Origin of the sequence: Nostoc sp. (assembly GCF_036919615.1) — a bacterium.
Lineage (GTDB): Bacteria > Cyanobacteriota > Cyanobacteriia > Cyanobacteriales > Nostocaceae > Nostoc.
In genome coordinates, this window is sequence record NZ_JBALCN010000065.1 from 1 (window position 1) to 14,633 (window position 14,633).

A 14,633-nucleotide genomic window follows, 5' to 3' on the forward strand; every position below is an offset into this window, starting at 1 on the left:
CCAGAAATGAGTGAAGCTGCTATATATGCTGTTATGACTCGTATTATGTTACGTCGTCTAGTCGTCTAAAGATTTACTTTATAAATGGTCTCTAACGCTGTCTTATGCTTGAAGGTTTTACAACATTGATAAGACTATTTTCAGTAATACCATTATGGAAGATGGAAGTATTTGGTACGACAGTTCGTGTTCACATGGTTGCAAAGCTTTCCACAGTTTCAAAATAAATCATCTTTTATTCACCTCATTAATTATGAATTTCTCTTTTCATCTTCCCCTGTCCCCTGCTAACCATTTTTATCAAAATTAAAGTGAAACGTTATCAGGGGGGGTGACTTTCTGGCTTAGGCATTCACTTATGCTGCAATTGTCTCCATCTGCTGAGAAATTTTCTGCAACATCGGGGCAATTACATCAGCGGAAACAGGACAACTAAAGTAGAAACCCTGACCTTCATGACATCCCTGCATTTTTAGGTAGTCAAGCTGTTCTTGGGTTTCCACACCCTCTGCCGTGATGTTCAATCGGAGGCTCTTTGCTAGCGCAATGATCGCATCGGTGACGGCCGCGCTATCAGGATTGGACATGATATCCTTTACAAATGACTGATCAATCTTGAGCATGTTCACAGGAAATTGCTTCAAATAGTTGAGGGAGGAATAACCGGTGCCGAAGTCGTCTAGAGCTAACCATATACCCAGCTCTCGTAATTGTTTTAAGGTTTTAACTGATCGCTCAATGTCAGCCATCAAGAAGCTTTCCGTCACTTCCAGTTCCAGGTAAGATGCTTTGAGTCCAGTCTCCTCAAGAATTTGGCTGACGACCTCAACCAGATTCGGGTGTTCAAACTGTCGGGCTGACAGATTCACAGAGATCCGAATTGGGGTAAATCCAGCAAGCTGCCAAGCACGGTTTTGGGCACAAGCAGTTCGCAAGACCCATTGATCAATTGGCACGATCAAACCATTGGCTTCTGCGATCGGAATAAATTTTGCTGGAGAAATCAAACCTAAGGTAGGATGCTGCCAGCGAATCAACGCTTCCATAGCTATAACTTGTCCACTGTGTAAATCAATCAGAGGTTGATAATAAACCAGCATTTCGCACCGCCCAAGCGCCCCATATAATTCATTTTCTAAACTCAGTCGCTCCTGCAACTGAGCATTAATTTCCGGCGAATAGAATTGGTATTGGCTACGCCCTTGCTGCTTCGCCTGGTAGAGTGCCATGTGAGCCTGTTGCAAAAGTTGATCTAGACTATTACGATCATTGAGACCATTAATTGTGATGCCGATGCTGACGGTAATATGAATCGAGTTACCCTCTAAAGAAAAGGGTTTGCTCAGGGTACTTGATAGCAGATGAGATAGCTGAATCACACTTTCAAAAGAAATAAGGTCTATTCGAGCAAGGACAAATTCATCTCCTCTCAAATGGGCAAGAATATCTGTTTGTGCTATGCAGGTTGATAACCTCTGAGCAACTGCTCTTAACAACAAATTTGTTGTCTCATGCTTCAACCCATGACTCATACCAGTGAAATCATCAATAGCTAGCAAAAAGACAGCTACAAGGCGCTGGTTATTTTCAGGTTGGGATAGAGTCTGATGGAGGCGATCGCAGAATAAATCACGATTGGGTAATCCAGTTAGATCATCATAATTAGTGATGTAGTGAATTAACTGATCTAATTTGTGAAGAGCTTGTGAAGTATCCGCCATCAATGTACCTGCTTCATCAGCAAATTCTGTGGGCAATTCAGGTAGGGTTTTGGTGTTCAGATAATTTTGCAATGCAGCAGATGTCAAAATAACCGGCTTGAGGAGGTGGTGTAGCGCGTAGAGGGTGACGGCCGTACCCGCTAACGTCGCCAACAGAGCAACGCTCATAACTCGCACCGCCATCTCCAAGGAATAGGAGTTTGAGATGACGAAACTCAATAGTAAGGTCAGAAGTGGTATGTGAGTGCCCAAAAATGCCACCAACATGATTTTAGCGGTGTAACTTTTCTTGAGCCATCTGAAATGAGCTAAGAACGAGTACAAGTAGAGCTTGTGATTGAGCTTCATAAATTCTGTTCGATAGTTGGTAAATTAGTTCCGAGCTATCCTGACAAAAGAGTATTTTTGATTCACAATCCCGTGGAATTAGCTCTCATGGAACCCAACCCTGATCAGGTTATATATTATGCTTCCCAATATATTTTTCTACTTAATATATATAACGATAAAGTTTCTGTAAAGCTTATTCCATAAACTATTTCACCATCAACACCTAATTGTCTTAATTGTTACTTTACTACGTATTAGTTTGTTTTAACGTGATATAAAAGCAAAAAAAACCACAGATACACACAGATAACCACCAATATTTATCTTGACGGTTAACAACGGGACAGTTAACAACTTTAGGTTTATGAACAACAGGTTTCACAACGATCTTCGCTACGATGCCTGTGAGGGTAAGGAAGCAATTACAAGTGATATCATGTCCGCTGAATTGCCCATAATAAAAGAACTTCAAAGAATCGTATAAACTAGCCGGATTGCGATATTGGCGTTGGCGCAACCCGCCGTAGGCATCGCACCCTATAAGTTAGTTACAGAGATACTTGGGCAGTTTTCGGAGATGTCTAGTAGGAATAAAGTGGCGATCGCACAAATTTTTTGGACAACCAGAAAAATTTACCTGGGGACGCCGGTTAATTTCACGCCTTTTTCTGGTGTGATTGTTAACCCTTCTGAATTGTATTTTATTTTTGTCAACAAAATCAGTATTATCCCTGTAGTCACAACGGGTGTACTTAATAAAGATTGGCTTTATTCAGTACTTAGGGAAATCCAACAAAAAAATTATCCAATCTTCTAGGGTGGGCAACATAAGCGCCCAATTCACAGGACAGGCGAGACGCCCATCATCCAAAAAATATTGGGATATTTTATTACTTGGCAGTCCCTTATATGCTTAAAGACTGGATTTTACTTAAGTGTAAATACAGAAGTTCAAATATATTGATTTAAGAAAATCAGTATTATTCCTGTGGTCAGATTGGGGTTACTCAATGGAAAGTGGCTTCATCTAGTCTTGACATTTTTATGTCTTATTCTCCAAAGATGTCTGTAAATCTCAGTAACAGGAAGTAAATTAATAATTTACGAATTTGCTGAGATTTGATCATTTGAAAATAACCCTGTTTTCCTTGAGTTTCACCACAAAGCCTAGATATAAACTGATGCACTTGAAAATACAAAAGTTTGATGCTTTTTACTTGATTTTAATGGTGGAATAACTCTGCACGAATTTAGCTTACACGTATCGAATTTAGCTGAAGTAAAAGCAAAATGAGCACAATTCCTATAGGTAACTACAGGTTGTTCCAGAAACTACATCCGCTATCTCTGTTGGCACAGTTAACCAGTCGGCGTGCTACAGGTTGCTTAAGCGTATTTACCGGGATAGTTTCTTGGTCAATCTATCTAGAGGACGGTAAACTTACTTATGCCTCCTATTCAGATAAACTATTTGAGCGCCTTGACAGTCACTTGCGACGCTTGAGTCAGCAAATTCCTGCTCTCAATAGCGCCACTCGTGTGCAGATGCGGCTGATGTTTGAGACGAAGAATGAACATCAATCAATACCAAATCCAGATTACCAAGCTATTTGTTGGTTAGTAAATCAGGATTATATTACCTCTGTCCAAGCAGCAAGCCTGATAGACGAATTGGCAAAAGAAGTGCTGGGATCATTTCTGTGTTTAAAAGAAGGTAGCTATGAATTCAGCCCAGAAAGCTCTTTAAGTGAATTGCCAAAGTTCTGTCGCCTGGATTTGCGGTTACTTGTTGAACATTGTCAAAAGCAGTTACGAAATCGGCAAAATATCCAGTCATCAATTCCGGCTGGTGGGGGTTCCCAAGTTTTGTCTAAAACACAACTATCTCAAGTTCAGCCACAACTGCAAATACAACTTGGGCAAAAATTGCCGAGACAAATCAATTTTGATATTCCTGAGAATAATAAAACTACTCAACTACCTGTTGGCAAAACACTATATACAATTGCCTGCATCGATGATAGCCAAACAGTTTTGAATTCCATCAAGCACTTTTTGGATGAAAACACATTTTCAGTTGTGATGATCAACGATCCGGTAAAAGCTTTAATGCAAATTCTCCGGAGTAAGCCTGATTTAATTTTGCTAGATGTTGAAATGCCAAGTTTAGATGGCTACGAGCTATGTTCCTTATTACGGAAACATTCAGCTTTTAAAAATACACCTATTATTATGGTGACTGGTAGAACCGGATTTATTGATAGGGCAAAGGCTAAAATAGTTAGGTCATCAGGATATTTGACCAAGCCTTTTACACAATCAGAATTGCTAAAAATGGTTTTTAAGCATCTTGGTTAATTTAGTAACAATCAATAACTATAACCAAATTTAATCGCCTTAAGTTATATTTTAGGAGATTTAATAGTGAGCCTGACTTTGCTTGGCACAATTTTGATTGTAGAAGATTCTCCCAGTGAATTAGAATTAATGAGCCATTATCTTAGAGAGAGTGGTTACAACGTAATTAAAACTTCTGGTGCAAAAGAAGCTTTAGAAAAAGCTGTGTTAGAAAAACCAGATGCGATCGTGACTGATGTAGTAATGCCAGAAATGAGTGGATTTGAATTGTGTCGTTCTCTGAGAAGAAATCCGATTACTGCAAAAGTGCCGATTGTAATTTGTAGTTCCAAAAATCAAGAAATTGACCGTTTGTGGGCGATCAGACAAGGTGCAGATGCCTATATAACTAAACCTTACACCCGCGAACATCTCCTACGTACTATTAAATCAGTGGTAATTTAAATCAATGACTAGTACAAACATTACTCTTTCTTCAAAATCAACCCCAAATAACTTAGCAGATGGTTATCTAAAGTTTCATCTAAATCAACAAACTACTGCTGTTTTATCAATGAGGCATACGCAAGAAGCAATTATTGTGCCTGTTGAATCTATCACCTCAATGCCTAATATGCCCCCCTGCATATTAGGATTAATGAATTGGCGGAGTCGGATAATTTGGGTAGTTGATTTGCCAAGAATGCTCAATTTAGAATCTCTAGATTATCGATTGCGGCAGTACAATGTGATCGTTATCCGAGTGGAATCATTGGTGTTGGGATTAGTTGTGCAAGAAATAAAAGGTACAACCAAGTTTGTAACCGATGATATTCATTCTCCTATAGGACAAGTGGCATCCAGTTTAGTTCCTTATTTATGTGGGTGCGTTGTGCAACAGCAAGAAATATTACTGGTATTAGATGCACAGGCGATTGTGCAGTCTTCTATTCTCCGCAGTGATTAGGATGTACTACTAAAAAAGATTTTTAGTGTACTTATTCACATACTTAGGAGAACTACTTTTATGTTTAATAAAACCAACACGAATCAAGGTAATGGCGCTCAAAATCGAGCATCACTGATTTCATCCCAAAAAGCCATTGGGACTGTAGTAAAGCTACCAAGCAAGGCGACTACTGAAACTGCTGATAATTTTTCTTTGAATCAGGCTATTGCCTATTTTACAAGACTGGGATTGGTTAAGAAAGCGACTATTTTAGCGATCGCAATCGGTACAATACCAGTATTGGGCATCGGCGCGATCGCTTTTAGTTTTGCCAACAAGTCGATTACTAAGCAAATTACTCAATCTCAACAAGCCGAAGCCACTGGTTTAAGTGATAAAGTTAACCGTTTCATGCTGGGACGCTACGGAGATATTCAGGTAATATCAAGTTTGCCATTTTTGACAAATCCCCAAGCTAGTGTTAGTATCACTACTCAAGAAAAACAAGCAGTCTTAGATCGCGTTGTTGAAGCTTACAAAACTTATGACAGTGTTGGTGTTTTTGATCGCCAAGGTAACTTGATTGTGCAATCTACAGGCGAACCCTTGGATAATCAAAAAGACCATAACTATTTTCAAGACGCTTTGCAAAAAGATACTCCTGTGATCAGCAAACCGGAAGCAGCAAAAAATACTGGTGTAGTGAGTATCTATATAACTGCACCTGTAAAAGAGACAAGAACGGGCCAAACTATTGGCGTGGTACAAGCACGTATGCCTGTAAAATCTTTAGAGGAAGTAATCAAAAACTACGTAGCCAATGGACAACAATACCATTTGCTCGATGCTTCCGGAACAGTTTTCTTAAGTCCACAAAAGGAATTATTGGGGAAACAGGCAAAGGCAGAGTATTCTAGTTTAGCTAAACTGGTTGTAGCCAAAAAGGTAGATAGTTTTATAGAAGTTCCCAAAACTCACAAAAAACAAGAACTAGTTAGCTATGTACCAGCCAGTAAGCTAGATGGCTTGCCTAATTTAAACTGGCAGGTACTTTTATCCACAGACACAGCAATTGTATTTGAGCCGCAAAGACAATTATTGTGGACTATAGCCATCGGCACAGCACTAACAGCATTTATTGTGGGTGCGATCGCATCTCGATTAGCTAAACTTACTACACAGCCAATTCTGAATGCGACTGCGGCATTAGCAAAGCTCAGTCAAGGTAAATTCAACACCCGTCTGGAAATCGAAACAGAAGATGAATTAGGGTTATTGAGTGCAAATATCAACCAGATGGCCGAACAATTGCAGGTCTTAGTTAAAGAACAAGAACTGGACGTTGAAGGGGCAAAATTACTAGCAGATATTACCCTCCGAATTCGGAGAATTCTCAAAACTGAAGATATTTATCACGCAGCAGTGAAAGAAGTTCACCGAGCGCTAAAAACAGACCGGGTAATCATTTATAGTCTGAATCCAGATACTGGGGATGGTGTTGTTCTTGCTGAATCGGTAACTGGTAATTGGCCGAAAATGCTTGGAGTGCAAATTGATGACCCCTATTTTCGGGAACGTTATATAGAAGCTGATCACCATGGAGAGGTGCAAGCAGTTGCCAATATTCATCAAGACCAAAGCCTGAAAAATGCCAACGGTTACATCCAACTTTTGGAAAAATTTGCCGTCAAAGGTAATTTGATCGTACCGATTCTTGCCCAAGAGCAAATTCTAGGCTTATTAATTGCTGATCATTGCGAAACTCCTCGTATTTGGCAACAGCCGGAAATTGACTTGTTTCAACAGATAGCAACTCAAGTCGGCTATGCCTTAGAACATGCCAAGCTGTTAGAAGAGATAGAAAAATCTAGGAATGTTGCAGTAATCGGTTCTGACGACGAACGCTATCAAAAAGAAACACTGCAACAGCAACTTTTAGAACTACTCAACGACGTAGAAGGTGCAGCCAGAGGCGACTTGACAGTGCGTGCAGACGTAACGGCTGGAGAAATAGGCACTGTTGCCGACTTTTTCAACTCGATTGTCGAAAGCCTCCGGGATATTGTTACCCAAGTTCAACAAGCTGCTACCCATGTGAATACTGCCATCGGCTCTAACGAAGGAGCAATGCGCGACTTAGCAGAAGAAGCACTCACACAAGCTGCTGAAATCAACCGCACTCTGGATGCTGTTGACCAAATGACCCAATCTATGCAATCCGTAGCCGAAAGCGCCGAAAAAGCTGCTTTTATTGCCAACCACGCGGCTCACACCGCCACCAAGAGTGGACACGCGATGGATTTGACAGTACAAAATATCCTGTCTTTGCGGGAAACCGTTGGTGAAACTGCTAAAAAAGTGAAACGTTTGGGAGAGTCTTCTCAACAAATTTCCCGCGTAGTGTCCTTGATTAACCAAATCGCCATCCAAACTAACTTACTAGCCATCAACGCCGGTATTGAAGCAGCGCGTGCAGGTGAAGAAGGTCAAGGTTTTGCCGTAGTTGCTGAAGAAGTCGGCGAATTAGCAGTCCGCAGTGCCGCAGCAACCCAAGAAATTGAACAAATTGTTGAAAATATCCAACGAGAAACCAGTGAAGTGGTGCAAGCAATGGAAATAGGCACTACCCAAGTGGTAGAAGGTACCCACATTGTGGAGGAGGCTAAACAAAATCTGGGTCAAATTTTGGATGTATCGCGTCAAATTGACTCCTTAGTGCAGTCGATTTCCACTGCAACTGCATCTCAGGTAGAAACATCGCAAAGTGTTAGCCAATTGATGAAGGATATCGCTGCTGTATCACAACGTACCAGCGATTCTTCTCGCCAAGTTTCCGAATCTCTGCAACAAACTGTGGAGATTTCTCAGCAGTTGCAAGAAACTGTCGAGACTTTCAAAGTTAGTTAGTGGTCATCTGTCAGTTGTTTGTTTCTCACCACTTACTACTGACAAATGACCAAATTTTAGATTTTCAAATTCTGGATTTTGGAATTGTTGGCGGAGCCTCTCGTAGAGAAGATTGAAAATAGAGAAAGGTCTGGAGTAAGCGAATTTTAACATGAGAATAATTCTATTATCCAAAATCTAAAATTAAATGGCAAACCCCTGAATTTAGGCATGGATCAATCTAAAATCTAAAATCCAAAATCCAAAATTGTTTGACTATTAACAAAAACCAATGCTGCAAGACAAAGAACTAGAAATCCAGATGCAGTTTCTGGAAGAAGCAACTGATTACTTAAATACTCTAGAGGGGGTATTACTGGAAATCGATACTACTAACCGTATCGATTTGGATAAAATCAATGCTGCACTCCGGGCCACTCATTCTATCAAAGGTGGTGCAGGGATGATGGGATTTAAATCGCTAAGTGATTTAGCTCATCGTCTGGAAGATTCCTTTAAAGTTTTAAAAACTAAAAAAAATTCTCTAGAAATTGATACTCAGTTACAAAGTTTATTGCTATCTGGAGTTGACTGGCTGCGTCAGATTGTAGAATTGCTTGCAGAAGGAAATGTTGTTGAAGATCAGTGGTTAGCAACCTTTTGTTTCCCAATTTTTGATCAGCTACACGATCGCTTGGGTGATCCCACCCCTGAGGATGCCTCAACCATGCTATCCCCAGAAGATGGGCAAGACGTTATCCCCTTGCTATTTGCAACAGAAGTAGAAGAGTGTTTGCAGCATCTAGAATCTATATTGGCAGATAGTGAACAGCCTGGTTTGCATGAAGAAGTTGTGATTATGGCAACTGAATTGGGCGGTTTAGGGGAAATGCTGCAATTGGCAGCTTTTACCAAACTTTGTGAGTCAGTAACGCAGCAATTAGAAACTGTTAGCAGCTCGCGCATTCCAGAAATTGCCCAGTTAGCATTGCTTGCATGGCGGCGATCGCAAGCTTTGGTACTGACAAATCAACTAGATAACTTGCCTACAGAACTTGAATTGGGTAGTTATACGCAATCACAGCCACTATTACAAGCAGAAGTAATACCACATATCGCTACAGATACAGATAACCCAGATATCCTCGATCCAGAAGTGGTGTCAGCATCTGTTTGGCAACCAGAAATAACTAAAGATGAAGCGATTGCTGCCAATTTTACATTTTTGGATGCAGAATTTACAGCTGATGTTAATGCTGTCAATGTCACTGAGCAAAATACAATATTTGCTAGAGAAAATAATCCTTCAGATGCCAGATTTGGCGAAAGTAAAGGAGAGCTGAATGGCGTTGGTAAAGAGCGGGAAAGTCATGAAAATAGCGTCCGAGTTCCTAGCAAACAACTAGAGCAAATTAATGATTTATTTGGGGAATTGATTGTTCAACGGAATGGGTTAAACTCACAACTAGAAAGATTACGTAAACTTGTTCGGAACCTGAACCAGCGAGTACAAGTTCTCGACCGAGAAAACCAGAATTTACGTACAGCCTATGACAAAATTTCTACTCAAGCTGCCACGTCTAATGGGGTGCATAGACAAGAAGCGGCTTTTCAGCAGATATCGCAAGCTGAAAATAGCCACCAAATACAAGGTACAGACAGGGAATTTGATCCCTTAGAAATGGATCGCTATAACGAATTAAACTTGCGATCGCAGGAAGTTATGGAAACCATTGTTCAAGTACAGGAAGTCACAACTGATGTACAACTCAGTGTAGATGATACAGACCAAATTGCTCGGAAACTAAACAAAACATCAAAACAGTTACAGACCAAACTAAATCACATCCGAATGCGGCCACTGTCCGATTTAACCGAACGTTTTCCCAGGGCTTTGCGCGATTTAAATGTGGAACATGGGAAAAATGTCCAGTTAAAAATTGAAGGTGGCAATACTTTAATTGAACGCAGCATTTTAGAAGCATTAAATGAACCTTTAATGCATCTGTTAAGGAACGCCTTCGATCATGGTATCGAAGACTCTGCCACCCGCCGCCTTCTGGGTAAACCAGAACAAGGATTGATTGAAATTACAGCTACTCACCGCAGTAATCGCACTCTGATTACTATCCGTGATGATGGTTGGGGCATTTCTCTGGAGAAAATTCGCATCCGCGCCCTAGTTATGGGATTGGATGCTTCTCTACTCGCTAATGCTAGTGATGAAGAACTGTTATCACTAATTTTTGAACCAGGTTTTAGCACCTCCGAGCAAGTTACAGCATTATCTGGTCGAGGTGTCGGTATGGATGTGGTTCGTAACAACCTCAAACTGATTCGAGGAGATGTCAAAGTTGATACGGAACCAGGAGTTGGTACTACCTTTACCTTATCAGTACCATTTACACTTTCTGTTGCCCGAGTTCTGCTGGTAGAAATCAACAAAATGCTATTGGCATTTCCCACAGATGTTATTTCAGAAATATCTTTACTCCAAAATGAGCAAGTTTTTCAAATGGTAGGTAGCGAAGTCCTAAATTGGCAAGGAACTATGCTACCACTGATTCGCTTGACTCCTTATTTAGAGTTTAATTGCCTACGCTACGATCGCTCAGAGTTAGAGACTCCGGCAGCAATTAATGCTAACAGCGTGTTAGTAGTTAAAGGGAATAATCAGCCAGTAGCAATCCAAATAGACCGTTGCTGGGGTGAACAAGAAGTTGCTATTCGCCAAGTCGAGGGAAATATACCTTTACCTGAAGGCTTCAGCAATTGTACGATTCTCGGTGATGGTCGAGTAGTGCCACTAGTTAATGTCAATGAGTTGCTGTATTGGATTGCTACGAATCGGCGGACTGCTAGAGGAACTCAATTACCATCAGCAAGGTTAAAAACACCGTTCCTGATATTTGATGAAGATAAAATATTAGCAGCGTCTGTTAAGCAGAAAGGCACTATTTTGATCGTAGATGACTCGATTAATGTTCGTCGCTTTTTAGCCCTGACCCTTGAAAAAGGAGGGTATCAAGTAGAACAAGCTAAAGATGGTCAAGATGCCTTAGACAAACTCCATAGTGGATTGAGAGTTGAGGCAGTAATTTGTGATATTGAAATGCCTCGCCTAGATGGTTATGGCTTTTTAGGTAAGGTAAATTCAGACGTTGATACAAAAAATATTCCAGTTGCGATGCTGACTTCTCGTAGCAGCAATAAACATCGGCAATTAGCTATGCAATTGGGGGCGCGGGCTTACTTTTCTAAACCTTACAACGAGCAAGAATTACTCCAAACGCTGGAGGAAATAATTCGTAATGTTGCAGAAAAGGTAGCTTCTAATTAAAAATTGATAATTCACGCCGTGTGCAACTTATTCTTAGAACCCCGCTTCCATTCCTCTCCCCCACAGGGAGAGAGGCTTTGATGCTTGCTCCCCAACGCTAGTAGGGAAGGGGTTAGGGGTTAGGTTTGAGAGAAAGTTGCACACGGCGTTAATTCATAATTAGATTTCAGATATTTTCGTAGGGTGTGTTAGTGCCTTGGCGATTAGAAGTTGCGGCTACACGAGACTTTACCCGCGCAGGCGGGTAAAAAAATTGAATTATATCAGTAATAATCGCCCAGCTTTTGCGTAATACTATTTGTGTCAATTGAAATAATTTCTATATCAATTCAATTTGTATCAATTGAAATAATTTCTATATTAATTCAATTTGTGGTGAATTTATGGTAGCTGTAACACTGACGGCTGTTGCTACTGCGATCGCAACTACGCTTTGGACTAAAGCGCAGGAGAAAATCGGCGAAAATATTGGTGATGCTACATGGACGCTAGGTGGCAAGTTAATCGGATTACTCCGCCAAAAGAATAAATCGCCATTACTCACCAGTGCTGTAGAGGGAAATGAACCGCAGCGATTAGATTATGGCCAAGCAGTGCTGGAACTGAAAGCAGCAGCAGACGCAGATTCAGAAATTGCTCAAGCAGTTGTGGAAGTGGAAGCCGCAGCAAAAGCAGAACCAAAACTTACTCAAAAAATTCAAGAAATAGAAAATACTCTCAAGTCTCAACAGCCAACCATTCAAAATCTGACGCAGTTAGCAGAAAAAATTGGGGTTGTAAATCAAGGACAGATAAATAACCAAACTAATAACATCACGTTTTGACTACAGCCGTCCCAAGGGGAGGATGGGACAAAGTTAACTCCTGATGACTGGCGTAAAGTCTGCCGTGAATTGTTGGCAGAACGGCGAAAGCTGACTACAAATCCCCTGACATCAACTCAAGGGGTAGCCTTGCAAGTTGATGATGTTTACGTACCACTAGGATTAGTTGAGCGTAAAAAACAATCCAAGCTTAAAAATAATGTTTCTCCAGAACAGGGGTTAGACAAGGTTCAAGGCGATATTTCTCCAGAACAGGGGTCAGAACTGTACAAAGAGACAGAAATCACCAAAACATTTGAGCATGATGCTTTTCTTGAAGAAGTTCTCAAACAGAAGAACACGCCTAAAAGTCAAGGTAAGCGGATTGCGATTATTGGCGAACCTGGTGCAGGAAAGACAACACTGTTACAGCAGATTGCTGATTGGGTATCTCGTGAGATTGACCAGTCAATTGTCATTTGGGTATCTTTAGCAGATTTGCCAGAGAAGGAACTAAAATCTTATCTGTTCGACAGTTGGTTAACTCAGGTTGCCGAAAAAACAGGTAAAGCTAAACCTACTGAGCAACTGAAGAATGATTTTGTTGCTCTGTTTAATCAAAATAATGTCTGGCTGCTGCTAGATGGGTTAGATGAAATGTCCGCATCTTCAGGTAATCCTCTCACAGAAATTGCACGACAATTCCGTGAAGCAGGATTAATTTCTAAAGCGCGAATTGTGCTGACTTGTCGGGTTAATCTGTGGGATGGCAACAGTAATGCACTTGATGATTTTGATACCTATCGCAGTTTAGATTTTTCTTATCCACAACAGGTAGAGAAATTTATTCACAAATGGTTCGCTGCTATTTCCGAAACTGGGAAGGAATTATGCGCTGCTTTGAAAGAATCAGGTAAAGAACGGATTCAAGATTTAGTGAAAAATCCTCTGCGGTTGACACTGCTGTGCTTGAATTGGCAATCAGGAGATGGTAAATTACCGGATACTCAAGCCGGACTCTATCAGCAATTTGTTAATGACTTCTACAAGTGGAAAGAACAGGAATTTGCGACAACACCTGAACAGCGTCAGCAACTTAATGTAAAACTAGGGGAATTAGCTAAAAAAGCGATAGATAAAGAAGCAACCCGTTTTCGCTTGCGCCAAGATTTTGTTAAGGACTTCTTAAGAGATGCTGATGATGAAAATTCGCTGCTAAAATTGGCACTAAATCGCGGTTGGCTGAACTGTGTAGGGATAGATACAAATAGAAAACCTGTTTACGCTTTCTTTCATGCCTCATTTCAAGAGTACTTTGCTGCTAAAGCAATTAATAATTGGGGCTTTTTCTTACCCCGTAAGTACAAAAATAAACCTGTTAAAGGTGAGAGATATCGTATTTTTGAACCGCAGTGGAAGCAAACAATATTACTTTGGTTAGGACGAGAAGAAGAAAACCTAAAAGAGCAACAGCAGCAGTTTATCGATGCTTTAGTTAATTTTAAAGATGGATGTCGAAAATTTTATGAATATCGCGCCTATTTTTTAGCTACCGCAGGAATTGCAGAGTTTCGAGATTATTTCAGAGCAGATGAGATAGTAACACAAATTGTCAAGTGGACAATTGATAGTCGGAGTTCAATCAAAGAGGAAGCTAAGTCAGCACTACAACACACAGATCGTACAAAAGCGATCGCCGCCTTAGTGCAACTGCTGCAATCAACTAATCTGGATGACTCCAGCCGTAAGCTGGCAGCATCAAGCTTAGGGGAAATCGGCACAGGCAATGAAATTGCGATCGCCGCCTTAGTGCAACTGCTGCAATCAACTAATCTGGATGACTCCACCCGTAGGCAGGCAGCATCAAGCTTAGGGGAAATCGGCACAGGCAATGAATTTGCGATCAAAGCCTTAGTGCAACTGCTGCAATCAACAACTGCGGATGACTTCACCCGTAGTTATGCAGCATCAAGCTTAGAGAAAATCGGTACTGGCAATGAAATTGCGATCAAAGCCTTGGTGCAATTGCTGCAATCAACTAATCTGGATAACTTCACCCGTAGTTATGCAGCATCAAGCTTAGAGAAAATCGGCACAGGCAATGAATTTGCGATCAAAGCCTTGGTGCAACTGCTGCAATCAACTAATCTGGATGACTCCACCCGTAGGCAGGCAGCATCAAGCTTAGAGAAAATCGGCACAGGCAATGAATTTGCGATCAAAGCCTTGGTGCAACTGCTGCAATCAACTAATCTGGATGACTCCAC

The 14,633-nt window shown here is 40.8% G+C and carries 9 protein-coding genes; 8 read left to right on the forward strand and 1 reads right to left on the reverse strand.

The window, feature by feature from the left end:
* Nucleotides 1-356: 356 nt before the first annotated feature.
* Nucleotides 357-2,069, reverse strand: coding sequence for a putative bifunctional diguanylate cyclase/phosphodiesterase (locus V7K48_RS19220; protein ID WP_335074827.1), 1,713 nt, complete (start codon nt 2,067-2,069; stop codon nt 357-359).
* Nucleotides 2,070-2,553: 484 nt separating this feature from the next.
* Here V7K48_RS19220 and V7K48_RS19225 point away from each other — a divergent pair, with 484 nt between their 5' ends.
* The 8 genes from V7K48_RS19225 to V7K48_RS19260 all read left to right on the forward strand — a co-directional run.
* Nucleotides 2,554-2,868: a hypothetical protein gene (locus tag V7K48_RS19225; RefSeq protein ID WP_335074828.1), complete on the forward strand. Its 315-nt coding sequence runs from the start codon at nt 2,554-2,556 to the stop codon at nt 2,866-2,868.
* A 473-nt stretch (nt 2,869-3,341) separates the two neighbouring features.
* Nucleotides 3,342-4,409 (forward strand): response regulator, encoded by a 1,068-nt coding sequence (locus V7K48_RS19230; RefSeq protein WP_335074829.1) that lies wholly within the window; start codon nt 3,342-3,344, stop codon nt 4,407-4,409.
* A gap of 66 nt (nt 4,410-4,475) precedes the next feature.
* Nucleotides 4,476-4,853: a response regulator gene (locus V7K48_RS19235; RefSeq protein WP_335074830.1), complete on the forward strand. Its 378-nt coding sequence runs from the start codon at nt 4,476-4,478 to the stop codon at nt 4,851-4,853.
* 4 nt (nt 4,854-4,857) lie between these two features.
* Complete coding sequence (locus tag V7K48_RS19240) at nt 4,858-5,355, forward strand: chemotaxis protein CheW (protein WP_335074831.1); 498 nt, start codon at nt 4,858-4,860, stop codon at nt 5,353-5,355.
* 60 nt (nt 5,356-5,415) lie between these two features.
* Nucleotides 5,416-8,244 (forward strand): methyl-accepting chemotaxis protein, encoded by a 2,829-nt coding sequence (locus V7K48_RS19245; RefSeq protein WP_335074832.1) that lies wholly within the window; start codon nt 5,416-5,418, stop codon nt 8,242-8,244.
* Between the two features lie 271 nt (nt 8,245-8,515).
* Nucleotides 8,516-11,563: a hybrid sensor histidine kinase/response regulator gene (locus tag V7K48_RS19250; protein ID WP_335074833.1), complete on the forward strand. Its 3,048-nt coding sequence runs from the start codon at nt 8,516-8,518 to the stop codon at nt 11,561-11,563.
* A 383-nt stretch (nt 11,564-11,946) separates the two neighbouring features.
* Nucleotides 11,947-12,387: a hypothetical protein gene (locus V7K48_RS19255; protein ID WP_335074834.1), complete on the forward strand. Its 441-nt coding sequence runs from the start codon at nt 11,947-11,949 to the stop codon at nt 12,385-12,387.
* A 72-nt stretch (nt 12,388-12,459) separates the two neighbouring features.
* A partial coding sequence (locus tag V7K48_RS19260) for an NACHT domain-containing protein (RefSeq protein WP_335074835.1) occupies nt 12,460-14,633 on the forward strand: 2,174 nt, incomplete at its 3' end.

Coding starts and splice junctions, on each gene's coding strand:
- V7K48_RS19220 (WP_335074827.1), bottom strand. CDS start 2,069: ATGAAGCTCAATCACAAGCTCTACTTGTACTCGTTCTTAGCTCATTTC.
- V7K48_RS19230 (WP_335074829.1), top strand. CDS start 3,342: ATGAGCACAATTCCTATAGGTAACTACAGGTTGTTCCAGAAACTACAT.
- V7K48_RS19240 (WP_335074831.1), top strand. CDS start 4,858: ATGACTAGTACAAACATTACTCTTTCTTCAAAATCAACCCCAAATAAC.
- V7K48_RS19245 (WP_335074832.1), top strand. CDS start 5,416: ATGTTTAATAAAACCAACACGAATCAAGGTAATGGCGCTCAAAATCGA.
- V7K48_RS19250 (WP_335074833.1), top strand. CDS start 8,516: ATGCTGCAAGACAAAGAACTAGAAATCCAGATGCAGTTTCTGGAAGAA.
- V7K48_RS19255 (WP_335074834.1), top strand. CDS start 11,947: ATGGTAGCTGTAACACTGACGGCTGTTGCTACTGCGATCGCAACTACG.